We start from the raw sequence: 20,507 nt of genomic DNA on the forward strand, positions 1-20,507 counted from the left end.
CTGCATCTCTGCCTGCAGCCAGTCCTCCGGAGCCATCCGGAAATAATCCTCCGGCTCACCTTTTTCGTTCTGCTCATTACAGAAAAAATAACGTTCACCACCGACCTCTGTCAGATCGATTTCCCAGAGCACCACCTGGGCTGACTGAGTGAGGCGTGTCGTCTCATGATGTGTTTCCTGTGGAATATCCTGCATCAGAGCCTCCTATGCCACGACCTGTTCAAAATCTGCCGTTATGGTTACCCACAGCGCCCCCACGCTTGCCGACCATTTACGACAAACCACCCTGATCGGTTTCCAGTCATAAGGTGGCGTCCACTGAAATGCACGGACGCCACCGTGCCGTTCCAGAAAGGCTTTTAAAGATGGGTGGTCACATTTACGAACACGTATCGTCACGCTGTAAGTCGACAACTGGTTATTCAGTCCCGCCGCACGACGCTGTTCATAACCATCGCCCAGCTTCACTGTCACCACTTTCGGCTCTGATACCACATTCATATCCGGGCGCACTTTCCAGTGAAACGTCTCCATTACCGATATGCTCCACTTAACCGACCACCATCACGGGCCTGCTGTTGCATAAAGTCCGCTGCCGCTTTTTTCCCGAGGTCATAAACCGCCTTCAGGGCAGCCGGACCTATCTGCCCGTTCGTGCCATCGTTATTGATCTCGATGTTGTACTGCGGGGAAAACATCGCCATACCTGACCCCCCAATATCCGCCACAACCCCCAGCTTACCGTCAGCACCACGACGCAATGGCAGAATGGCTTCAGGTCCCGCTTCCCCCATCACACCCGCGCCTTTTGCAAAAGCAAAAAACGTCGGACGGTTAACCACCGTGCCACTGTAACGACTCAAATCAGCAGACTGATAAATCCCCCCATTGGCATTCAGGGAAAGGCTGCTGAGATCAAATCCCAGTACACTGCCAATCCCTTTTATCGATTTCATCATGGTTGCCTGCGCCAGGATTTTCGCCATATCTGACAGCACAGAAGAGGTGAAGGATTTGAAATTGAGTTTGCCGGTAGTGACAAAAGTTGCCAGGCCATTTCCCATGTTGCTGAAGGCTGACGAGAACACCTGTTCTGCTGTTTCTGCCGTATTATCTGCATCCACGGTAAAATCCTGAAATGCACGCAGGACTCCGTTTTTCCAGTTACCCTGCACAACTTCAAGCTGTTGCCAGTAACGGCGATTCTCATTCAGTTGTCGGTTCAGGCTCTCCGTCAGCGCCTGCTCGGCCTTTCTGTAGTCATCCGTGTTATATGTCCCTTTCTGCTCACTATCCCGCCTCAACTGCTCCAGCTGTTGCTGGTATTTCTGGCGAAGACTCAGTTGTACCTGATATCGCTGTCGCTGCTGATCACCCATACCCACCGTGGCGATATCCAGGTCATGTTGCTGACGCTGAGCGCGCTCTTCTTCAGCCAGTTGACTGGTCAGCTGAATTGTTTTTTTCTTCAGCTCGTTGAGTGCCGTCTGTTTCTGAAGCTCCTGCTGTTTTACATCCAGCAGCGTCAGTGCCTGAATCAGTTCATCTTTACGGGCCAGCACACTCTTTTCATCTGCCGTCAGTTTTTTCCCGTCCAGGTCGCTGATGCGCTGCTGCAGAGCCAGAAGCTGTTTATGCGCTTCTGTCATCCTTTCCGTGGCAGTGCCTGCTGACTGTCTGGCAGCAGCAATCTGTCCTTCCACCTGTGCCTGTTGCTGACTGTACTGCAGCAATAACCGGGTGGCCTCATCATTACGGGTTTCGCGTGTTTTTTTCTTACCGGATGCCAGGGCTTTCTCGTAACGTTCATTTTCACGTTGTATCGCCGCATCCCTGACAGCCTGATCGGCGTACTGCATGGCATTAATACGCGCAATTTCACGCTGATGTCGTGCTGCTTCCGTTTCATTCATCCGGTTCAGTGCAGCATTTTCAGCATTACGGCGTTTCTGTTGCTCCTGATAATTCCGCTCTGCCTGCTCTTTTGCATCCTGCAAATCCTTCTGGCGTTTTTTCTCCTGAAGATCGTTAAGACGCTGCTGATCGTATTCAACCTGAGAAGATGATGCCGTCCAGGGGAGTCTTTTCGCCCGCGACACTTTCTCCTGTAAAGCGGCAATCTGTTCATCCAGCGAGTCTTCACGACCAATATTCATGGCCGCATCCCAGAAACGACTCCACAAATCAGACAGATACTTCAGCGTACTGCCAAGCGCATTGAGGTTATTATCAATATCCGCAGTACGCCGACCGGTTTCCTCTGCCAGTGCAGACATGGCTATCCGTGCAGCATCACTGGACCGCCCCTGCTCCCCAAGGACGCGTATCTGCTCAAGCTGAGTGGCAGTAAGAAAATGCAGCTCATTGTCCAGAGCCTTCGCGGCATTTACAGGATCATCCTTCAGCCGCTTAAACTGATTTATGGTATCGCTGACCGACTGGCCAACCGATCGCTCCATCTGTGCGGCAACTCTCGCCACCATACCGATATCGTTTCCACGAAATGCACCACTCCCCACCACCTGAGCCAGCGCACCGGCTGCAGCATGTTGCGTGATACCATTCCCGGAAATAGCACGACTGAGCGTCCACAGCTGCCCGGCAGTGACTCCGGCATAATGCCCCGTCAGCGACAACTGGCGGTTAAATTCTTCCCCCTCCTTCTGACCGTCATACCAGGCTTTACCCAGACCATAGACGGCCGCGGCAATACCGCCAATAACCCAGCCAAGCATCATGCCTTTCGGTGACATCAGTGTGTCTATCCATCCGGCACGGTTAGCCAGCGTTATCCCGGATCCCCTCAGCGCCCCTAAATTGCCGCGGGCCAGTTCACCTATCAGAACGCCTATCTCCTGGCGGGCTGCTGCACTTTTCAGACCCAGCGAATGCGTGGCTTTTCCTGCCTGCTCCATTTTGCGGATATACACTTCTGCAGCACTGCTTACCCCCAGCTGGGCTGCCTTAGCACGAAGCAACTCAGAAGATGAAAGATTCAGGCGGGTTGCCTGCTCTTTAAGCTGACGGATAAACGCCACTTTCTGTCGGGTAGCCTCTTCCTCAGCCTGTGTAAGAACACGGGTTTTCGCAGTAACCTCAGAAATCAGCGCCAGATAATCCTGCTGACCAATCCCGCCACTGTTTCTGGCCTGTCGGATCTGCTGCTGAATACGCTGTAATTCCTGCAGCCCCGCACTGGCCTGTTTCACACTGTCAATCTGACGATAAAACGCAGCAGCCGCTTTATCCTGAGCCTCCGCCAGAGCCATGGCCTGCGCCTGTTCCTCGCGCATTTTCTGACTCAGTGCCTCCATGCGCTGGCGGGTTTTCTCCACCTCGCGGGCCATGCGTTCATGAGCCTGTGCGTTCTTCTCCACCGTCTGCGTATGGACGGATGCGGCTGTTGCAGCCGAAGAAGCTGCCTGCGTTGTCTGCCGGGCGGCCTGAGTCTGACGCTCCATAAAACGCTGCATACGGGCAGAAGACCGTTCTGCATCGCTGGCTGCACCATTCAGAAGGTTTTTGATACGGGGAATTTCATTTTTAAACTCTGCCGCATCAATCCCCAAATCAATGACCAGGTTGGCTATCTGGTCCATAACGCACACCTCCGGAAATACCTTCCCCAAGATGCATCAGTTCTTCGTCCGTTCGCTCCGGTATCCCGTTCTCTTCCGGTAAAAGGCTGAAATCAGCCACCGCAGCATCACTGCTGCCGGACACCATTCTCACGATCAATGCCTTCAGCGAGGCAAACTGCGCATCCATCCACACATCACTGAAGCTCTGCATCCGGAAATAATCACCCCACTCACCAAGCTCAGTGGCCGACATTTCCGACAGCATCCGCCGCCAGTCTGCCCGCCGGAACTCCCGGGCAAGCCGCATGACAAACTGCATTTCCCGCGTCAGGACTTTTCCGGCGTCAGCACCTCATGCTCCAAATCCCCGGCATTCTCAATGGCTCCCATACCGCTCAGCGACAGAACCATCTCTGCCCCCGCACCCAGGGCATCATACGACCATGTTGTAATAACGGATGCGTAAAGCGTCTCAACATCCTGAGACTGTTCCGCATTCCACAGTGAGCGGGAAACCAGCCAGGCATTGATATCCATCCCCATCCGCAGAAAAGCAATCTGTCGTTCAGCCTCCGGCAGTTCTCCCTCCCCGGCATCAAACTTTGCCGTTCGCTGCTGAACAAACGTCAGATATTCAATTCTCTGCAGCCCGGACAGCTCACTGAGCACCACGGACTGTTTTTCATAATTAAACGTGTCCTGTTTCAGAAACATCATGTTCTCCACCTGCAAAAAAGCCCCGAATAACCGGGGCAAATGATGAGTATCGTCCTGTTAACCTGCTGCGCTGACAGTCACCGCAGCCACAGCCACAAAATTCCCGTCAGCGGTCATGCCCACAATGCTGACACTGCCCTGCTTCACGCCTTTTACCGTGGCCACAAGTCCGTTCAGGGTAACCGTGGCAGTCTGTGGATCTGACGAATGCACACTGATCGCTTTGTCACTGGCTCCGTCAGGTTTTACTGTAAAGGTCAGCGTGGTGGTTGCTCCCACTTTTACACTGGCAGACGCCGGTGATACTGTCAGCCCGGTAACGCTCACGGTTTCAGTGCCTTCCTCTGCCAGATACGGACGCCCCACACCGCTGATTTTCACAGTGCGGGTCATCACGTCTTTTGAGGCAATGGTTTTACCCAGTGAGCTCAGCCAGCCACGGAAAACATCAACAGTGCCGTTGGGATATTTGATACGAAACGCGCAGACTTCACCGGAGTCGAACAACTGAACCAGTTTTTTCTGCCCGCTGTCACCCGGACGCCAGGCCAGCGTCGCCGAAGTATCACCAACGGATTTCTGCCCCTGGGTTGTCGTTTTCCAGTCTGCATCTTCATCATCGAGATAAGTGTCATCTTCTGCATCAGCGGTCATTTCGCCAGGTTGCAGATCCTTCACCATCGCAAGACGCAGCCAGTCAGTGTCCGACAAAGGGTTCGCAAACGCATCGCCGTTGCCGGTATACATCCAGAACGTCGTCCCCGCACCTTTCGTCTTTGCCAGTGGATTTGGTGTGGTCATTACCACCTCCTTAATTCGTGTACGTGATCTGGTACGTGATTTCCGCCATCGCCCAGGTGGCCATCTCATTATCACGTTGATAGTTAAAACCGAGTGGGATCAGGGTGTCGATGAGTCCGGAAAGTGCCGGTATATCATTCAGGGCAGGGAAAATAGTGCTCTCCATCCACATATCCAGCTCTGAATCCGGTGCCTGTGCCCGGATGAAGACGGCAATATGCAGAACAGCCTGCCAGTCATCTTCATCCGTCATTTTTCCGGTGTACTGAGCATCACTCAGCCACACCGCCACGGCAGGCAGTTCCTGCGCATCAATAAATGCCGGAAGCCCGTCAAAAAACGTGGCGCTGTCTCCACACTGTTCCCGAAGGCGTGCCAGTACGGCCTGGCGGATTTGTGTATGTCGGTTCATCGGGTCAGCCATAACCTCAGTTGTTGTTTTAGTGCATACCCCAGCTGTTTCGGCATTTCCGCAGCAATGATGTGGTCGCGGGCATCTTCAAATGCCTGTGTCAGCGGTCCGGACAGCGGGATTTTCACCACATCAATGGGGTAACGATGTTTGCCATCAATACGTCGCATCACATGCCAGCGACCATTCGCCAGTTGCTGAATAAACGCATCCCGGAAAAGATATTTACCCACCTTCAGCACACTGCCACGGTACTGCAGTTTTCCACCACGCCGGGCCAGTCTGACCCGGGCTGTCCCCAGCTTAATGGCGGGCAGATTGCCCCGGTTAACGCGGATCCTGACCGTCATTTTTCCTGACGGACTGGCTTTAAACACCAGGACACGCTGACGTACCAGTTTCAGGGGGATCCCTTTCACCTGGTTATCTCCCGCAACGGTATTCCCGGCAACCTGCCGGGTGGCAACCGAGACCGCTTTCTGTGCCACACGGTTTATCGCCCATGCGCTGGCCTGTGGCACCATACGGGTATCAAGGCTGTTCAGATTGCGGATGGCATTCTCAAGCCCCTTCATCCCACACCTCTTTACTCAATAAAGATCATTGGCTTACCGTTAAAACGTTCATGCCGTGTGACCGTCCATTGTTGTCCGTCATAAACAACGCGATCCCCGCGCCGTGGGCGGTATCCCGAAGAAAACACCACCAGAGAGACCGCAAGTCCGGACAGAGCATTCAGCTCTGCCAGTGTTTCTCCCGGGATCACAGTCATATCGACATCATTAATCGAGGCTGTCTTTCCCATCTTTCTGACCGTGATCGCATCCATACGCGCTGCCAGCCGGGAAAAGGGATCAGACATTGAGTTTTACCGGCACTTCTTCTGCACTGGTTCCGGCATCTGCCCAGACAACCCCGACCAGCGGCTCAGAGCCGCTGTTAGTCAGCTGAACTTTTCCTGACTTCAGATAAACCTTCTTACCCGTTTTCATGTCATCCGTTTTCAGCTTAGGCAGCATAAACACACCTTCGGTTATGCCGTCGCCTGTTTCTCCCTGTGGAATATCGGTCAGCGCCACCGCAAAAACATCCCCCACCTGCACCAGATCTCCGCTGCTGATGGCTGCACTGGCAACAATCGCCACCGTTTTTCCTTCTTCTACAAAATTCTTTGCCATAACTGTCTCCGCACAGCCCCGTTCAGGGGCTGATTTCAGGTACAAAAAAAGCCCTTACGGGCCATCAGAGTTGTTGTCTGCGACGTTTACGCCGTACATTTCACCAGGCCGCGGTGATCAACTGGCGCAACACCAGCGTCAATACGCACTTTCGTTGTCACGCCATCCACACTGAAGCCCTCCATCTGATCAATATATGGCGTATCCACACCGTTGAGATAAGCCACTTCAATCGTATCGGAGCCTTTGGACGCAGCCAGGTAGAAGGTGGTCTGGCTGTTATCATCAAGACGAGGCTCTGCAATAACGGTCGCAAAATCTTTCACCGGGTTAATAATACCGGCGTTAATGTCAGCCCCCTTGACACTTGAGGAGCGAATGACCTGGTTAGCAACAGACTCCATCGCCGTCGGTACCAGTACGAACGCAGGACGAATATTCAGATGACGCTCACCCTCTTTCTGAACGCGCATCAACTGGCGGGCTTTATCCAGCGATGCCACGTCCATTGCCGCGCTCTCCAGTACGTTTGCATGTTTCGCTTTATCGAACAGACTTACATTATCTGTGGAGATTTTCGGGTTAGACGTCAGAATGGCATAAACCAGATCGGCAATAGTGGATTTCGCCGCACGGCCCAGCTTCATCGGGACATCGGTCAGCATATTCAGATCATCATTGATAATGGCCTGACGGGTGATACTGAACAGCTCGCCATAGGTCGCCAGTGCAATAGTGGCCTGTTTATCTCCGGTGGTGACGTATTTATATTCTGCCCCTTCACGCACCTGACGCAGAGCACTGAAGCCCCCCATACCCACACGATGGGCAATTTTAAAATCAGACAACTGACCTTTCCGCGTCCACTGTTCATAGGTTTCAGGGGCATCTTCCCAGCCCTGCAGAATGGCTTTGTTCGCAACATCCAGCAGAATATTACCGAAGTCAGACGTACTGTGTGTGAACGCCGCACCGACCATCTGCATCGGGTTATAACTGGAAACACCAATACCACGTTCAGTCAGTGACATACGGGCATATTCACGCAGGGTCATCCCGTTGTAGACATTATCACGTTCAGTTTTTTCAAACCCGGCGCGCGCCATCAGCGCCTGGCGGATCCCGTCCCCCACAAAATTACCGTTACCGGCATAAATATGAGCCGGGGTATTTTTATTGGATGGCGTGGACTCGCGCCCCATCTCGTTCAACAGCTTTTCGCGGGCCTGCTCCAGCGAACATTCAGGATCGGCAAGACACTGAGCCTGCAACGACTGATAACGCCCGCCAAACATGGCAAACAGATCATTAATACCGTTTACACGCGCTTTTTGCTCTGCCAGGACCTGCGCACGGATGCTGTTTTCATCCACCACGGGTGCTGCTGCCTGCACTGGCGTCCGGGAGGCTGCAGGTCCATCATCCTGTACGCGTGGAGCACTGTTGCGTGGCGGAGTAATCATATTTCGAATGGATTCCGGCATCTTTTTAAATTCCTCTGTACGTTTTGACTGAATACATGCCATTGCCTTAACGGCTGGTGTCACCTGATCAGCAAATCCCTGTGCCAGACATTCGGCACCGGACATCCAGGTCTCATCCGCCAGCATGGCAGCAATTTCATCGGTGGTTTTCCCGGTTTTCTGTGCATAAGCGGGTAACAGAACCGCCTCAACTTTATCGAGCAGGTCGGCATAGGTGCGCATGTCCTCCGCATCACCGCCCGTAAAGCCAAATGGTTTATGAATCATCATGAAGGAGTTTTCCGGCATAATGACCGGGTTTCCCACCATCGCAATGACCGACGCCATTGACGCCGCCACACCGTCGACATAAACGGTAATGGACGCACCATGTGTTTTCAGTGCATTAAAAATGGCGATGCCTTCAAAGACATCGCCACCCGGTGAATTAATATGGAGATTAATGTGGGTGATATCGCCCAGTGCATTCAGATCACTGATAAACTGCTTCGCCGTAACACCCCAGAAACCAATCTCGTCATAAATATAAATATCCGCGTCACTCTGGTGACCTGCCTGCATCCTGAACCAGGAATTATTCTTCGGACTGGTCGTCGGTGTGCTGCGGCTCCTGTCGTTTCGTTGCGGCACTGCTGCCTCCTTTATCACTGGCCGGATCGGTATCAAATACCAGATCCAGCTTGCGGTTTTCATCAATTTCGGCCTTGCGCCGACGTTTGACATCATCCGGATTACGACCACCTGCACGTACCCAGTCTGATTCTGTCGCCGCTCCACCACGAATCTGAATTTTCCAGGCCTCAGCCTCCTTAACAGGGTCAATCCACGGCATCACCGGTCCGGAATACACCGCGGTATACAGTGAAGAACGGTCCAGATCGCGGGGTAGCCTGATAACACCGGATGCCACAGCCTGTTTCAGCCAGGCACGGTACATCGGGCGGGTGACGGCACCAATAAACCAGTCCTGCAGGATCAGGTAGCCATCAGTAGATTCAACCAGCTCCTGACGCTGGGCGCTGTAAGTGCCGTTATAGTTGCGCGCTGTACTGGAAAAACTCAGACGACTGCCCGCAGCCACGGCACGCAACTGACCATTACGAAAAGTTTCAAGGTTAGGATTGGGGCGATCCGACTTCACCATTCCGATTTCTTCGCCGGGTTTCAGATCGTCGTAAATAATGCCTGGCTGAATGGTAAGCTCGCGTTCATTCTCCTTGCTGTCATTACCATCCGTTTCATAGCTCTGTCCGTCGCCTTTCCGGATGTACATCCCCAGAGCAGCGGCGATCCTTGCTGCAGTCAGCTCAGAATCTTCATACTCTTTCAGAGCACTGAGGCGGATCAGCACACCGGACAACAAAGACGTCCCGCGCATCTGGTGCAGACGGCGAACAAATTTAAGATGCAGCATTCGCTCTGCATCCACTTCTTTGGTTTCCATCTGCCGCCCGGATACGGGACGGCTTTTATACACCAGATATTTTTCGGGACGCCCCCAGTCATCAACAAACACGCCCTGATTCAGCCTGTTGCTCTCATCACTGGTCATGGGAATAAAGTCCGGCTCGAGCGCCTCCAGCCAGAAATGAACACCGGCAGAAGGCGTCAGGCTGTTTATGCGCCCGGAAACCATCTGGGCAAACACCTCACCATCGCGCAGCCAGGTACGCAGCATCAGACGTTCCAGCATCGGACGGGTAAACTGCCCGGTGACCTCCGGACTGACAGACCATTCACTCCATCGGGTACGTATCTCCGCTGCCAGATCACGGGCAATGGCCCCATTGCGTAATACCGGATGTGGCTCGACAATAATCCCGTTTTTCCCCACCACCCGTTCTTCCAGCTTGTCAAATACACCAATGACCAGATCGTGGTTGTTATCAAGGTAACGGGCCTGCTCACGTAACGACACGGCCCCGTACTGGCTTAACTGGTCGGCAGTTCGGCTCTCCCGTCGGGCTTTGTGTGTCCGCGTCGTTTTTACGGCCTCATAAGCCTGGATCACCGCGCGGGAACGCAGCCTTGCCGCTTTCCATCCTGGTGAAAAAACGCCAATCACATCATCAAGAATTGCCATCAGAACCTCGCCAGCCGGTACCCGGGATGCCCCCGTTGTCGTGTAATCAGAGCCGCAAGGCGGCGCTCCCACTCCTGCCGCCCCTGCCGGATCTCAGATAAGTTTTCCATGGTCATCTGCTGACCATTAAAAGTGACGGATTTTCCGTCCAACACCGCCATTTCAGCTTCCGTATAACGCTGAATCATGGCTTCAATATCATTCTGATTCATAACCATCCTCCGGAAGTCAGCCAGGGGTTAACATCGTCAGTTACTGTTTTCTTCCGTTTTTGTTTTTTAACAGGCGTGGGTACCGGTTCCGGTGAGGGTGACGGTTCGGTACTGTCCGGGACACACTCCAGCCAGGTTTCCCGGCTCGCCCACTCCGGTGCATCCGGCCAGCGGATCTTTTCGTATCCATGCAGAATGACCAGAGCCTCGGCATACACCATCAGGTCAAAAGCTTCGTTGGCAGCGCGACCCGGCTTACTCCATTTCCCGTCACTGCTCCGCTCTTCATACGTCAGTTCGTCGTAAAACCAGCTCCCCAGCCAGTCAGGGAAATGCACATAGCCTGGACCTGGCGAGTCACGCCATAACGCGTTATTCACCCGGTCTTTCAGGGCATCCGTCTGAAGAAGCCAGAGCGGCACATCACCTGCGGCCTGCGCCCGGCGGCCCGTTCGTCCGGTGTTATCAGGGAATGTACGGCTGATCAGTTTTGCGCGCCGGATGCTGTCGCCCTTAAACAGGTAAATACGTTTACCAAGGCCATCACGACGGCAACGACGCCAGAATTTATAGGCATTATCAGTGACCCCGTCTTCACCGCCGGAGTCCACCGCCATTGCCATCAGTCGCATTTGTTGAGAAGGATCGGAGGCCAGCGGCCAGCTTTTATGAAAAACATCCGTCAGCAGGACATCCCAGTCTTCCGGATAGCTGGCCGGATCAATTCGCTGGCTCTCCCCGTCGCAGTCACTGCGCAATGACTGCGTGATGTTGTAACGATCAATAATCCAGCGTTCGCCACGGCTGCCATAGCCCGTTACCTGAACCACAAAACGGCGATGACGTCCCGCCTGCACATCCACTGTCGCCACAAGGAAATTAACGCCATCCGGAACACTGCGGGAAGGAACTGGCTCTGCCCGCTGCTCAAGCAGTTCACTTTTTCGTTGCTCCATGCTGGCACGAGGAAGATAAGGCAATCCCCAGTCGGTGTTGATAACCGCCCTGAGTGTTTCTTCGCTTCCTGTCGCTTCATACTCCTGTTCTGCAGTCAGTAATTTGTAAACCAGTTGCGCCCAGGTCTGATACGCAGCAGCTGGCCCTTCCATCCAGAAACTGGCGATACGGGAGCGGCGTGGTTCACCGGAAACGTTGCCGTTACGATCAATGACCTGACCTTCACGCAACCAGACTCCTGCACTATTGAGCTCACGCTTTTTCTCCGCAGTGATAATGCCGCTGCAGTGCGGGCAAAGTAGATACGCCGCCTCACTGGCTTTAAAGGGATCCGGTTCATTACGGTAGCCGGTCATGGCATCCATAGCTGGCTGAAAATATTCACCGCAGTGCGGACATGGCCAGTACCAGCGGCGGCGGTCACCACGATTGTAAAGGGAAAGAATACCAGTCGTCGGTGGCGCTTCATGAGGCGACTTACGTCGCCATTTGCTGTCGCAGATGTCACGTCCCGGCGAGCTCTCCACCAGAGTCATCCCGGCGGACATAAATGTGGTGGTACGTTTTGAGGCCAGGGAGAAACCATCACCCTCGCTGTCGATATTCTCCGGAAAACGGTCGTAATCGGTTAAGGCGACAAACCGGTAATCCGACGACGACATAATGTTGACCGAGGGCCAACCAATTTTAAGGAACGAGCCATCCCTGAACGTCTTATCATGGACATTATTGTCGTTACGACGTGGACTCATTCTTTTCTTTACCGCCGCACTGCTTCTGAACGTTCTGTCGAGGCGCTTTTTAGAATGCTCGCGGGCCTTATCTTCGGTCATCTGCACAACGAGCATGTCCGAAGGATCGCAAACGATGGTATAGACAATCCATCCATCGATCAGACCAATGGTCTTCCCTGTTCGCGCAGGACCAACAAAAATCACCGCATCGTATTCACGCGATGCCAGGCAGTTCATGGGCTCAATGATGTAGGGTGTCAGTTCAGGATCCCATGGCACCGAGTTACCAGCCCCCTTGGGAACACGCATGAATTTTTTAACAGCCTCCGAAATCGGCATGCGACGTGGTGGGGAAAATCCTGCCGATATGTCCCTTCCCAAATTTCGGGCTGATGAAAAACCCATTATTCCTCCTAGAGACTCTCTCCTTCCTCATCAGGAATTAATTCAGCAGCACAAGCCTCGTAGGATTTTTCCTGAAGAGTGTATCGCAGGTCATCAATGGCCTGCTGTACAACGCCGACGGCCTGAGGAGTCAGGGCGCAATCGCGTTCAAGAACATCCGGAATTGTCTCCAGAACCTGGACGACAGCCTTTCTCATGGACGAATAGACGATGACTACTTCATCAACTGGGATGAGTTTTCGCTGCTCCTTTTCCAGCTTGATCCTTTCATTTTCAGACTGGTACCAGTCCTTTCTCTCTTTCGGCTCCATACGGGATGGATCATGAACAGAGTCTGCTGCCTCATGCTTCACACTAAACAGGGCGGGCCCGACATGCTGCAGGGCGTAAACGGGGTTCCCCCTGACAGTCGCAGCCACAGGAGTGTTGGCCGCGAGGAGCCGTTTTTTTACTGTGTCCCGGTGAAGCCCAAAGGCCTCGGCGATTTTAAAAACACTCCAGTAATAAGCATCACCGATCCCGCTCACATTTGACATAAGCAACTCCATCTGGCAGGTGAAAATCAGGTTTATTTATATATTTCAATTAATTGCAAACTGGTCTAATGACAGGGAGAAAAAAATATTGTACAGGTGAAAAGAGAAATAACTTTTAATTATCAATAAATTACCAAACATGCTGCCGCCGCCATGGAAATGCAAAAACTAGTCTTTTTCCGCGACGCTCCCGCCCCGTGGCAGGGACCCCCACTGGGAGGACCCGACAGCCTGACAACCGTGACGAGCATCTGAAACAGAGCGTTACATAATGGCATGGGGATAATTCAGAAGGACATCACAGCATGCCCACACAAATTAGTGTGAGTGTCCTGTTTCTTACTACGCGCAGGACTGACGAGCATGAGGGGAAAATACGCGAACCGAAATGCCTTATCTTCAGAAATGCAGCCGGCATCCGAACTGGACGATATTGTAAATTCACCTAAATACGAGGCATTGCTGTAGTTGAATTGCAGTACTGTATTAGCCTTACAGTGACAGAATACGATATTGACTCTGTCACTTGTGAAATGGTCAGAATGGTTAGCAGTTATGGTGATCAGTCAACCACCAGGGAATAATCCTTCGTATTCTTATCGTGCTTTACTAACGCGGCCTCAATTGCCCTGAATGCTTCCAGAGATACTTGATGTTCTATACATGCAATTACAACATCTGGGTAACCCATCGAAATGGTGCTATTAAGCATAGTTTTTACACGAACCTGCTCCTGGGAGGGGGCATCAGTGTATTGATCTTTATGCATTTTGTCGCTCCATTCGTTTGCTCTTCACTTGCGGCTAAAAATATAACGTCAAATCACTCAGCATGAAAGAGTGAAAGTTTCAGCGCGTTTCCCTTACATAATCTGTCGTTTGTATTCTCTTCAGGCATACCGGAAAGACTAGGTATTGTCACACAACCAATACCATCGACAATCGAGATTTATATCTATTCGGTAATGTTTAAATATAACAAAACCCCGTAAAAACGAGGTTTATGGGTAATTTGTATTGTTGAATAGCATCTGGTGAGAAATTGATGCTAATACTATAAACATGCTAGATTAAATCAATCTTGATATCATAGCTTTCAAGACCAGTCATTTTTTCCCGTGCAGTAAACTGGATACTGGTAACTTCTTTCCCGGTCTTTTTCTTAAGCTCAATGATTTTTTTTGTTATATATTCAGAAATATCTGCTTCTGTTTTTGTTTTTAACTCTTCAATGTTCATCATTTCCTCTTTTAGTCTGTTATGACTGTCCTGGTACACAGTAGTGTCAATTATATGGAGCAAACGTATAAAAGATAAGATGAAACATCGCAATAATCAACATACGACGGTCTAAATTTCACACAAACAGATAAAGATGATTATCATTTATTATCAATGCATTAGAATCAAATCAATTCAAGAGTCTCATTGCTGCTTCCAGAATTTCTTCTGAAGTTACATGTCGATCCGCTGCTACATAAATGACTTTATGATCTCCGGTCAGAGATGGAAACCCTGCAGCCATTACAGTGAGGTGTGTTGTTTCGCCATTTGGATATTCACGCATGATGGTGTTAACTCCGGTCATCACTGGCACTACCATTGCTGGTTCAGAGTTAAAAAAACTATTATTTTTTTTCATAATGTTACCGTAATATGTGAGTATCCATCGACTAGACACTAAGCAAAAAAGCTCCCGAAGGAGCCTTCATTTTCACTTTCTTAAATCTAACGACAGATGGCTAACATTTAAGTATTGTGAAATATTATCAAATGTGATCATCATTGATTTACAAAAGATACATTTTGCCCCGAAAGGATTTCTGTCAGAAACATCAAAAGATGATGTTCTATACTGAGAACCATGGCAACACGGGCATCTAAAGTGAATATGGTTTGTAATATTTTCTACCTCAAAGTGCCACTACATGAACAGCTGCAGGGCCTTTAGGTCCGTTCTCAATACCAAATTCGACTTCCTGATTCTCAGTTAACGTTTTGAAATCGTTGCTCTGAATAGCTGAGAAATGCACAAACACATCTTTGCTACCATCTTTCGGCGTGATGAAACCAAAACCTTTTTCAGGGTTAAACCATTTCACTAAACCAGTCATTTTGTTAGACATCATTATTACCTTTTGAAGAAGTTAGCCCTTGGGCAGAATGGTCCGAAAAAAAATATCAGAGAGAAAAACCAACAAGGAAATCTCAAGAGGTACAAATAATAAAATTATAACAATGACTGCTTCAGATAATTTTGTAACAAACCAGAACACCATTAACGCATGATTAACCAACCATAGCAAGGATTACTTTTGTAAAGAAAAACACACGAATGAAACAATAGCTTTATTTATTAATAAAACGTGTCATTCTGTCTAATGACCTTTTATCTTACCCTTAAGATTTCAAGGATTTTGACTCATGGAAGAGTCCTTTTTATTTAAATTTCACATTCAGCGCTAAAAATAATCCGATTTAATATTAATCTACATCTGATATTTTTTATCTCTTAAAGATTCATAAATCCGTTGACAAGTCACTCCTGCGATGTAGCGTTTGTCAGCAATTTCAGCATAAAGCTGAGCTTCTGCTGCAATATCTCCGAGCATGTTGGTGAGCATTCCTTCGGCGGCTTTGGTTGTTTTGCCTCTGACGGCAGCGGCAAGATTTGCGGTATGCTGCGCTGCGTCAAGGCGTATGGCATATTTTGTTGCTTCGGCACGCAGCTGGTTAACACTATCAGACAGATCAGCAGCCCTGGCAGAAATTTCAGCGGCTTTCTGTTGTGCATCTTTAACAGCCTCATCACGGGATATACTTCGCCCCTGTTCAATTATTCGAGCAGCAAATTGGACATTTACCTCTTGAGATAATTCGGCAGCATCACGCTCCGCCCATTTTTTTTGCCATCCTCTGTCGCTCCAGACATTACCTACGACAAATCCTACCAACACGAGCAAAATCACCGTGAATATCTGATTCACTGTTCTATCCCCCAGCAGGTTAATGCACTCTCCTGGTCACGACGAATAACCTGACCGTAACAATTATTTGAACGAATGCGGCAATCACGTCCACCGTCCTTTATCCACCAGCGAATCGCCTCGCATGCGCCTTTACGATCACCGGCATTAAGCCGCTTATAAAACGTCGACGGAAAACACTTACCAGGGCCAATGTTATAGGGACAGAATGACGCGATACCGGCTTTCTGTGGCTCGGTCAGTGGAACTTTTATATTGCGCTCCACCCATGCCAGCGCCTTATCACGCTCAATGGCGTTGACCTGGTCGCATTTTTCCTTCGACAGTTTCATATTGGGAAAAACGTTTTTTCCATCCACCACTGTGGCACCCCGACAGATGGTCCATATGCCAGAACCATCGCGGTATGCCATTGTGTGGTTACCTTCTTTTTCGTCCAGAAACTGGTCAAGTATCTGAGGAGCAGATGCGCCAGCACCAATCAGCGCCAGAACGGCAGCCGACAGGCCGTATCTGATTTTTGTGTTCATAGATATTTATGATGAGGACGCTCGTGCTTATTGGCAGGATTTTCAATCTTAAAGGAGTACTGATGCTGCAGATAAGACTCAACTTTTTCTGACAATTTTTCTGCTACTTCCAGGAAGACTTGCCGGACGCTCATTCTGGCTGCTGCCTCATAAAACTCCAGCGCAGCTCCTTCAACACGGTCCATGGCGACATCCAGGCCAAAAATTTCACCGTCAAAGCGTTCTTTGTCCTGTAAGGCTACAGTTACCGTAACTTTATTCTCAAAATTACGGACTCCTTTCACAACCAGTTCATAGTCTTGAGTCATTGGATTACTCTCCTCTCGCAGCCTTACGCCTGTCTTCTTTAATCTTGAAATAAAGATTTGTCAGGTACGTCAGCAGGCCAAATACCAGGCTACCCAGCACACCTATTGCTGCCCACTGTGAGGGCGTGACTTTATCGAGCAGCTGTAAAAACCAGTAGCCAGCACTGCCTGCGGAGGTGCCGTAGGCAATGCCTGTTGAAATTTTGTCCATGGATTTCATAGCCTCACCTCCGCACGGAACGGATGGCATAGTTATTATGTGTAGGCTTCCAGACACATCAATCAGAGCCTTAATTGATATATATGCTGGAGACGATGCAATATAAAAAGCTCGCCGTAGCGAGCTAATAAAATGTATTTCTCTGATATTATGTTTATTTGTATTAGCTCAGACTTGACATCACAGGTTTCGTATATAGAACATCATCAAATCTGTCAGTTTGCTATGAATGAGATATAGTAATTGAAGAGCTAACCTCGCATGTCAAAGCCAGATTTCTGAAAATCTCTGTAGACTTCCGGATTGTTGAAGGCCGGAAATTTGGCTTTATGAGCTGCGGACTTTATCGCTTCGCAATAGGCTTTATCACCGTTACTGGTAGATATTTTTAACGCCGTGCCATCCTGAGAGAATTCCATATGCAACCTGCATTTTTTCCCTTTCCAGTTATGCGGCTCATCAAGTTTGGCATTAATTGCAGCTCTGATTCCCCGCGCTTGCGCCCCCCATTCATCCTGATCATCCCAGCGTCCTGAACTGCAACTACCTGTAGCAGTAGTTTTGTGGCAATCTGAAGGGTGTAAAGGTGTGCATCCCGCAACAAAACCGACCCAAAAAGTCAACATAACGATTTTCTTTAATCCCACTTCTTGCTCCTCAATCCATTAAAATCTCAGCAATAGTAGTTGTTACGTCCGCCACTGGCTCAGAGCTGACTATCCGCTAAATTTAGCTCAGTGCCGTAGTTGTGTCAGAACAAACCTAAGCCGAAACCGTTTATTACAAAACAATAAATATCAGGGTTTAAAATCCAGCACCCCATTTTGAAATACTTTATATACTTCCGGCGAAGGGGGGGCAGGTATATCAGCATTCTTTATCGCATTCATCGCTTCACGACATAAATCGAGGTCTCCACTTTCTCTTTTAACCTCCAGTAGAAGGCCATTCGGGGCCATATGCATTCTCAGTGTACACTCTTTTCCTGAATACTTACTCGCATCCCCGAACTGTTTTTCGATGGCGCTCTTGATTTGATGGGCATACAGACGGATATCCTCACTAACATCAGAAGTACGTTCAGATGAACTCACATACTGTGTCTCTATTGCTTTATCGGAGTAATATGATGTACGGTCATGATAATTTGTCGATACAGCATCAGTGCACCCGATAATAATCCCACTAATAATCAACGTAAGAATTGATGCGCTACGAAAACCCATTTTTCCTCACATATGTCATATAGTAAAGAATTATATATACCGTTGTTTTGGACGCTCAAACAGCGAATCAGATCAAATAAAACGCACATTTGTTAACATTTACACAAAGTCTGCGTGGGATATTCTGAAAGAATATCCATAATGTGGAGAGAATCTATTGAAGTGCATGGTGCCGGGTGCCTCCCGGTGAATTCAGTACCAGCACCTGAATCCGCGATTATCCCATATACCTACTCGCTGATTGCCCCTCCGCACAGGGGGATTCACCATGCCAGTTTCTTTTAACAAACTCCCCGCAAACCAGAGAACAGTCAACCGCCTGAATTGTGAAGTATTTAAAAATTTCTCCCGCTAACTGATACCCGGCTAACAGTCTGGCGTTTTCTTTTTCAGCAACGGGAAAGCAACAACCACCACACCCGCCACCAGCACACTGTCAGCCAGCACTGACATTATCCGGCTGCTGCAATGCCATTCACAAAAACAGTAAGCAATCACTTTTTACCGTAACAGGTGATAATCCAGATATGTATCTACCCCAGATGAGTAATCCGAAGTTCATCCATACCACAGGTCCTGGCTATTCTGTTGTACTCCTGAACAAGAGCAAATAATTCTGAATTAGCAACCATGAACTCATCGCAAACCCTCTGTATAGCATCACTATTCAGAATAATAACGTCTCTTCCCGAAAGACGATCAGGAGCACAGAACAAAACTGTCAAACGGCTGAAGGCCTTTGCTCGTGCTGCATTGACTATATCAATACGCTGCCTAAGGATGAAACACCCCGACGCCTCATCAATATTCACTCTACCCACACCATATGAATGATAAATATTTAATGCTGAAAAAACCATTAGACCGTATAACAAACACTCAATCAATACTTAACAGAACTTTTATTTTTGACAAACATATTATGTTTTCAACAATATCCTGAGCCAGGTATATTCCAGTATAAGGCTCTGCCGGAAGGAATCTGGAAGAATGAATATGGCGCGCTGTACTGGATTCGAACCAGTGACCGATTGCTTAGAAGGCAATTGCTCTGTCCGGCTGAGCTAACAACGCTGAATACCGATAATGGACCGCCATCGGGGACCCGCCCCCGCACCAACAACCCTGTTATCGTGTCGTCTGCTCTTCCTGATAAGCTAATGGCGGTTTGTGATGGTGGCCCTTGCTGGATTTGAACCAGCGACCTGGCGATTATGAGTCGCTCGCTCTCACCACTGAGCTAAAGGGCCGGGAGCAGAATAATAACGGTCCGTAATTAATTCCGCAATAAAAAACCCGCTCGGCGGCGGGTTGTAGAAACTCTTCTAACGTCAGGCATAAAAAGCCCATCATTATGACGAATTTACCACAGATTCCGGAAAAATCAACCTTGTTACCTAGTTACCTTTTTTAACTGCCGCTCAGCCCATGCTTCTTCAATATCAAACCGGGTCACCAGCGCATCATAGAATTTCTTAACTGTTTTTTCCCATGACGCGCGTGTTATCTGGTTTGTCACCTCGCATATAGCATTAAATGCCTCCGTTGATGGTAGTCTTTCATAGCCACGACCACCACAACGCTGGCAGTCTCTGATAACAGGCATACCACGTTTTACCGACTCTTCACGGTGAATGGCGACACCACGCCCACGGCAATCCTTACAGGCGGTGGAAACCTCACCCTTTCCGCCACACTCCGGACAGGCAACTTTTACCACCTCCCTGACTTTTTTCCATTCTTCCCAGTAAGACGGATACACACCTTTCGTACACTTTGCCCATACCGGCGGCTTACCATCCGGATACTGGACCTTGTTTGTAAAAACTATGCTTTCAATAAATTTTTCCCCATAGCAACAAGGGCACTGCTTTTTACTCGCTGCGCTGCGGGCATAATCCTCAAAAGCGTACGAAGCCATAATGCGCATCACTACCGGTTTTATTTCTGCCGGAAGTTTTCTCAACGCCGCCACACGATCGCACCGACTGAGTGCATAATCTGCCAGTAATTCTGTTGCCCGCGCCCTGTCATTCATACTGATGCCCATTTTCCCCAGGAACGCAGAAAAACCCATCTCAGCCCGATTCTGTGTCATGCCCTGCGCGGCCATCACATCAGTGATACTCAGCGCATC

The 20,507-nt window shown here is 49.7% G+C and carries 26 protein-coding genes, 2 tRNA genes and 4 pseudogenes; 1 reads left to right on the plus strand and 31 read right to left on the minus strand.

What is annotated here, in order from left to right:
• The 27 genes and pseudogenes from QZF50_RS15710 to tolA all read right to left on the minus strand — a co-directional run.
• Window positions 1-195: pseudogene (locus QZF50_RS15710) on the minus strand (hypothetical protein); the annotation flags it as partial.
• Between the two features lie 9 nt (window positions 196-204).
• Window positions 205-534, minus strand: a complete 330-nt coding sequence (locus QZF50_RS15715; RefSeq protein ID WP_000447251.1) for a phage tail protein — start codon at window positions 532-534, stop codon at window positions 205-207.
• The gene (locus QZF50_RS15720) at window positions 534-3,599 is read right to left on the minus strand and encodes a phage tail tape measure protein (protein WP_061892319.1); all 3,066 of its coding nucleotides are present in this window, start codon (window positions 3,597-3,599) and stop codon (window positions 534-536) included. Before QZF50_RS15720 ends, QZF50_RS15715 begins: the two co-directional genes overlap by 1 nt.
• A complete protein-coding gene (locus tag QZF50_RS15725) occupies window positions 3,571-3,900 on the minus strand; it encodes a phage tail assembly protein T (protein WP_001161009.1) in 330 nt (109 codons plus the stop codon). Before QZF50_RS15725 ends, QZF50_RS15720 begins: the two co-directional genes overlap by 29 nt.
• A gap of 8 nt (window positions 3,901-3,908) precedes the next feature.
• Window positions 3,909-4,295 carry a phage minor tail protein G gene (locus QZF50_RS15730; protein ID WP_001384509.1) on the minus strand — a complete coding sequence of 129 codons (387 nt, stop codon included), beginning with the start codon at window positions 4,293-4,295 and terminating at the stop codon, window positions 3,909-3,911.
• Between the two features lie 60 nt (window positions 4,296-4,355).
• Complete coding sequence (locus QZF50_RS15735) at window positions 4,356-5,099, minus strand: phage tail protein (RefSeq protein ID WP_000211131.1); 744 nt, start codon at window positions 5,097-5,099, stop codon at window positions 4,356-4,358.
• A 10-nt stretch (window positions 5,100-5,109) separates the two neighbouring features.
• Window positions 5,110-5,511 (minus strand): phage minor tail U family protein, encoded by a 402-nt coding sequence (locus QZF50_RS15740; RefSeq protein WP_001079398.1) that lies wholly within the window; start codon window positions 5,509-5,511, stop codon window positions 5,110-5,112.
• Window positions 5,508-6,086, minus strand: coding sequence for a phage tail protein (locus QZF50_RS15745; protein ID WP_061892320.1), 579 nt, complete (start codon window positions 6,084-6,086; stop codon window positions 5,508-5,510). Before QZF50_RS15745 ends, QZF50_RS15740 begins: the two co-directional genes overlap by 4 nt.
• A gap of 11 nt (window positions 6,087-6,097) precedes the next feature.
• The gene (locus tag QZF50_RS15750; protein ID WP_024207680.1) at window positions 6,098-6,373 is read right to left on the minus strand and encodes a DNA breaking-rejoining protein; all 276 of its coding nucleotides are present in this window, start codon (window positions 6,371-6,373) and stop codon (window positions 6,098-6,100) included.
• On the minus strand, window positions 6,366-6,689 hold the full coding sequence (locus tag QZF50_RS15755) for a DUF2190 family protein (RefSeq protein WP_001097041.1): 324 nt from the start codon (window positions 6,687-6,689) through the stop codon (window positions 6,366-6,368). The genes QZF50_RS15750 and QZF50_RS15755 overlap by 8 nt, the downstream gene beginning before the upstream one ends.
• Before the next feature lie 86 nt (window positions 6,690-6,775).
• Window positions 6,776-8,803 carry a ClpP-like prohead protease/major capsid protein fusion protein gene (locus QZF50_RS15760; RefSeq protein WP_001136588.1) on the minus strand — a complete coding sequence of 676 codons (2,028 nt, stop codon included), beginning with the start codon at window positions 8,801-8,803 and terminating at the stop codon, window positions 6,776-6,778.
• Window positions 8,748-10,256 carry a phage portal protein gene (locus tag QZF50_RS15765; protein WP_021542121.1) on the minus strand — a complete coding sequence of 503 codons (1,509 nt, stop codon included), beginning with the start codon at window positions 10,254-10,256 and terminating at the stop codon, window positions 8,748-8,750. Before QZF50_RS15765 ends, QZF50_RS15760 begins: the two co-directional genes overlap by 56 nt.
• Window positions 10,256-10,468: a hypothetical protein gene (locus QZF50_RS15770; protein WP_021545871.1), complete on the minus strand. Its 213-nt coding sequence runs from the start codon at window positions 10,466-10,468 to the stop codon at window positions 10,256-10,258. Before QZF50_RS15770 ends, QZF50_RS15765 begins: the two co-directional genes overlap by 1 nt.
• Window positions 10,465-12,564 (minus strand): phage terminase large subunit family protein, encoded by a 2,100-nt coding sequence (locus QZF50_RS15775; protein ID WP_061892321.1) that lies wholly within the window; start codon window positions 12,562-12,564, stop codon window positions 10,465-10,467. The genes QZF50_RS15770 and QZF50_RS15775 overlap by 4 nt, the downstream gene beginning before the upstream one ends.
• A gap of 8 nt (window positions 12,565-12,572) precedes the next feature.
• Window positions 12,573-13,100, minus strand: a complete 528-nt coding sequence (locus QZF50_RS15780; protein WP_001389340.1) for a DUF1441 family protein — start codon at window positions 13,098-13,100, stop codon at window positions 12,573-12,575.
• A gap of 562 nt (window positions 13,101-13,662) precedes the next feature.
• Window positions 13,663-13,869, minus strand: coding sequence for a hypothetical protein (locus tag QZF50_RS15785; RefSeq protein WP_000548593.1), 207 nt, complete (start codon window positions 13,867-13,869; stop codon window positions 13,663-13,665).
• Window positions 13,870-14,164: 295 nt separating this feature from the next.
• Entirely contained in the window at window positions 14,165-14,338 is a 174-nt protein-coding gene (locus QZF50_RS15790; protein ID WP_001019207.1) for an addiction module toxin, GnsA/GnsB family, read from the minus strand.
• A gap of 172 nt (window positions 14,339-14,510) precedes the next feature.
• On the minus strand, window positions 14,511-14,741 hold the full coding sequence (gene ynfN / locus QZF50_RS15795; protein WP_061892322.1) for a protein YnfN: 231 nt from the start codon (window positions 14,739-14,741) through the stop codon (window positions 14,511-14,513).
• 31 nt (window positions 14,742-14,772) lie between these two features.
• A pseudogene (locus QZF50_RS15800) lies at window positions 14,773-14,811 on the minus strand (hypothetical protein).
• Between the two features lie 2 nt (window positions 14,812-14,813).
• On the minus strand, window positions 14,814-15,002 hold the full coding sequence (locus QZF50_RS15805) for a cold-shock protein (RefSeq protein ID WP_071526745.1): 189 nt from the start codon (window positions 15,000-15,002) through the stop codon (window positions 14,814-14,816).
• A 10-nt stretch (window positions 15,003-15,012) separates the two neighbouring features.
• Complete coding sequence (gene cspI, locus QZF50_RS15810) at window positions 15,013-15,225, minus strand: cold shock protein CspI (protein WP_000066495.1); 213 nt, start codon at window positions 15,223-15,225, stop codon at window positions 15,013-15,015.
• Between the two features lie 363 nt (window positions 15,226-15,588).
• Window positions 15,589-16,086 carry a DUF2514 domain-containing protein gene (locus QZF50_RS15815; protein ID WP_001071776.1) on the minus strand — a complete coding sequence of 166 codons (498 nt, stop codon included), beginning with the start codon at window positions 16,084-16,086 and terminating at the stop codon, window positions 15,589-15,591.
• Window positions 16,083-16,616, minus strand: a complete 534-nt coding sequence (locus QZF50_RS15820) for a lysozyme (RefSeq protein WP_001092966.1) — start codon at window positions 16,614-16,616, stop codon at window positions 16,083-16,085. The genes QZF50_RS15815 and QZF50_RS15820 overlap by 4 nt, the downstream gene beginning before the upstream one ends.
• Complete coding sequence (locus QZF50_RS15825) at window positions 16,613-16,924, minus strand: DUF1327 domain-containing protein (RefSeq protein WP_000189918.1); 312 nt, start codon at window positions 16,922-16,924, stop codon at window positions 16,613-16,615. Before QZF50_RS15825 ends, QZF50_RS15820 begins: the two co-directional genes overlap by 4 nt.
• Before the next feature lie 4 nt (window positions 16,925-16,928).
• The gene (essD, locus tag QZF50_RS15830) at window positions 16,929-17,144 is read right to left on the minus strand and encodes a phage lysis protein EssD (protein WP_000839562.1); all 216 of its coding nucleotides are present in this window, start codon (window positions 17,142-17,144) and stop codon (window positions 16,929-16,931) included.
• Between the two features lie 251 nt (window positions 17,145-17,395).
• The gene (locus tag QZF50_RS15835) at window positions 17,396-17,770 is read right to left on the minus strand and encodes a cell envelope integrity TolA C-terminal domain-containing protein (RefSeq protein ID WP_001348108.1); all 375 of its coding nucleotides are present in this window, start codon (window positions 17,768-17,770) and stop codon (window positions 17,396-17,398) included.
• A 171-nt stretch (window positions 17,771-17,941) separates the two neighbouring features.
• A pseudogene (gene tolA, locus QZF50_RS15840) lies at window positions 17,942-18,202 on the minus strand (cell envelope integrity protein TolA); the annotation flags it as partial.
• A 309-nt stretch (window positions 18,203-18,511) separates the two neighbouring features.
• Between tolA and QZF50_RS15845 the strand changes: the two are divergent.
• Window positions 18,512-18,643 (plus strand): annotated as a pseudogene (locus QZF50_RS15845) (hypothetical protein); the annotation flags it as partial.
• A 93-nt stretch (window positions 18,644-18,736) separates the two neighbouring features.
• Here the strand turns inward: QZF50_RS15845 and QZF50_RS15850 are convergent.
• The 4 genes from QZF50_RS15850 to QZF50_RS15865 form a co-directional block, all read right to left on the minus strand.
• Window positions 18,737-18,868 (minus strand): DUF3927 family protein, encoded by a 132-nt coding sequence (locus QZF50_RS15850; RefSeq protein WP_047626566.1) that lies wholly within the window; start codon window positions 18,866-18,868, stop codon window positions 18,737-18,739.
• A gap of 499 nt (window positions 18,869-19,367) precedes the next feature.
• Window positions 19,368-19,444, minus strand: a tRNA-Arg gene (locus tag QZF50_RS15855).
• Between the two features lie 100 nt (window positions 19,445-19,544).
• Window positions 19,545-19,620, minus strand: a tRNA-Ile gene (locus tag QZF50_RS15860).
• 143 nt (window positions 19,621-19,763) lie between these two features.
• The coding region (locus QZF50_RS15865; RefSeq protein ID WP_290388909.1) for an antitermination protein at window positions 19,764-20,507 on the minus strand (744 nt) is incomplete at its 5' end.

The sequence above is a fragment of the uncultured Escherichia sp. genome (genome assembly GCF_948475835.1).
In the GTDB taxonomy this organism is placed as follows: domain Bacteria; phylum Pseudomonadota; class Gammaproteobacteria; order Enterobacterales; family Enterobacteriaceae; genus ECMA0423.

Coding starts and splice junctions, on each gene's coding strand:
- QZF50_RS15715 (WP_000447251.1), bottom strand. CDS start 534: ATGGAGACGTTTCACTGGAAAGTGCGCCCGGATATGAATGTGGTATCA.
- QZF50_RS15720 (WP_061892319.1), bottom strand. CDS start 3,599: ATGGACCAGATAGCCAACCTGGTCATTGATTTGGGGATTGATGCGGCA.
- QZF50_RS15725 (WP_001161009.1), bottom strand. CDS start 3,900: ATGCAGTTTGTCATGCGGCTTGCCCGGGAGTTCCGGCGGGCAGACTGG.
- QZF50_RS15730 (WP_001384509.1), bottom strand. CDS start 4,295: ATGTTTCTGAAACAGGACACGTTTAATTATGAAAAACAGTCCGTGGTG.
- QZF50_RS15735 (WP_000211131.1), bottom strand. CDS start 5,099: ATGACCACACCAAATCCACTGGCAAAGACGAAAGGTGCGGGGACGACG.
- QZF50_RS15740 (WP_001079398.1), bottom strand. CDS start 5,511: ATGAACCGACATACACAAATCCGCCAGGCCGTACTGGCACGCCTTCGG.
- QZF50_RS15745 (WP_061892320.1), bottom strand. CDS start 6,086: ATGAAGGGGCTTGAGAATGCCATCCGCAATCTGAACAGCCTTGATACC.
- QZF50_RS15750 (WP_024207680.1), bottom strand. CDS start 6,373: ATGTCTGATCCCTTTTCCCGGCTGGCAGCGCGTATGGATGCGATCACG.
- QZF50_RS15755 (WP_001097041.1), bottom strand. CDS start 6,689: ATGGCAAAGAATTTTGTAGAAGAAGGAAAAACGGTGGCGATTGTTGCC.
- QZF50_RS15765 (WP_021542121.1), bottom strand. CDS start 10,256: ATGGCAATTCTTGATGATGTGATTGGCGTTTTTTCACCAGGATGGAAA.
- QZF50_RS15770 (WP_021545871.1), bottom strand. CDS start 10,468: ATGAATCAGAATGATATTGAAGCCATGATTCAGCGTTATACGGAAGCT.
- QZF50_RS15775 (WP_061892321.1), bottom strand. CDS start 12,564: ATGGGTTTTTCATCAGCCCGAAATTTGGGAAGGGACATATCGGCAGGA.
- QZF50_RS15780 (WP_001389340.1), bottom strand. CDS start 13,100: ATGTCAAATGTGAGCGGGATCGGTGATGCTTATTACTGGAGTGTTTTT.
- QZF50_RS15785 (WP_000548593.1), bottom strand. CDS start 13,869: ATGCATAAAGATCAATACACTGATGCCCCCTCCCAGGAGCAGGTTCGT.
- QZF50_RS15790 (WP_001019207.1), bottom strand. CDS start 14,338: ATGAACATTGAAGAGTTAAAAACAAAAACAGAAGCAGATATTTCTGAA.
- ynfN (WP_061892322.1), bottom strand. CDS start 14,741: ATGAAAAAAAATAATAGTTTTTTTAACTCTGAACCAGCAATGGTAGTG.
- cspI (WP_000066495.1), bottom strand. CDS start 15,225: ATGTCTAACAAAATGACTGGTTTAGTGAAATGGTTTAACCCTGAAAAA.
- QZF50_RS15820 (WP_001092966.1), bottom strand. CDS start 16,616: ATGAACACAAAAATCAGATACGGCCTGTCGGCTGCCGTTCTGGCGCTG.
- QZF50_RS15825 (WP_000189918.1), bottom strand. CDS start 16,924: ATGACTCAAGACTATGAACTGGTTGTGAAAGGAGTCCGTAATTTTGAG.
- essD (WP_000839562.1), bottom strand. CDS start 17,144: ATGAAATCCATGGACAAAATTTCAACAGGCATTGCCTACGGCACCTCC.
- QZF50_RS15835 (WP_001348108.1), bottom strand. CDS start 17,770: ATGTTGACTTTTTGGGTCGGTTTTGTTGCGGGATGCACACCTTTACAC.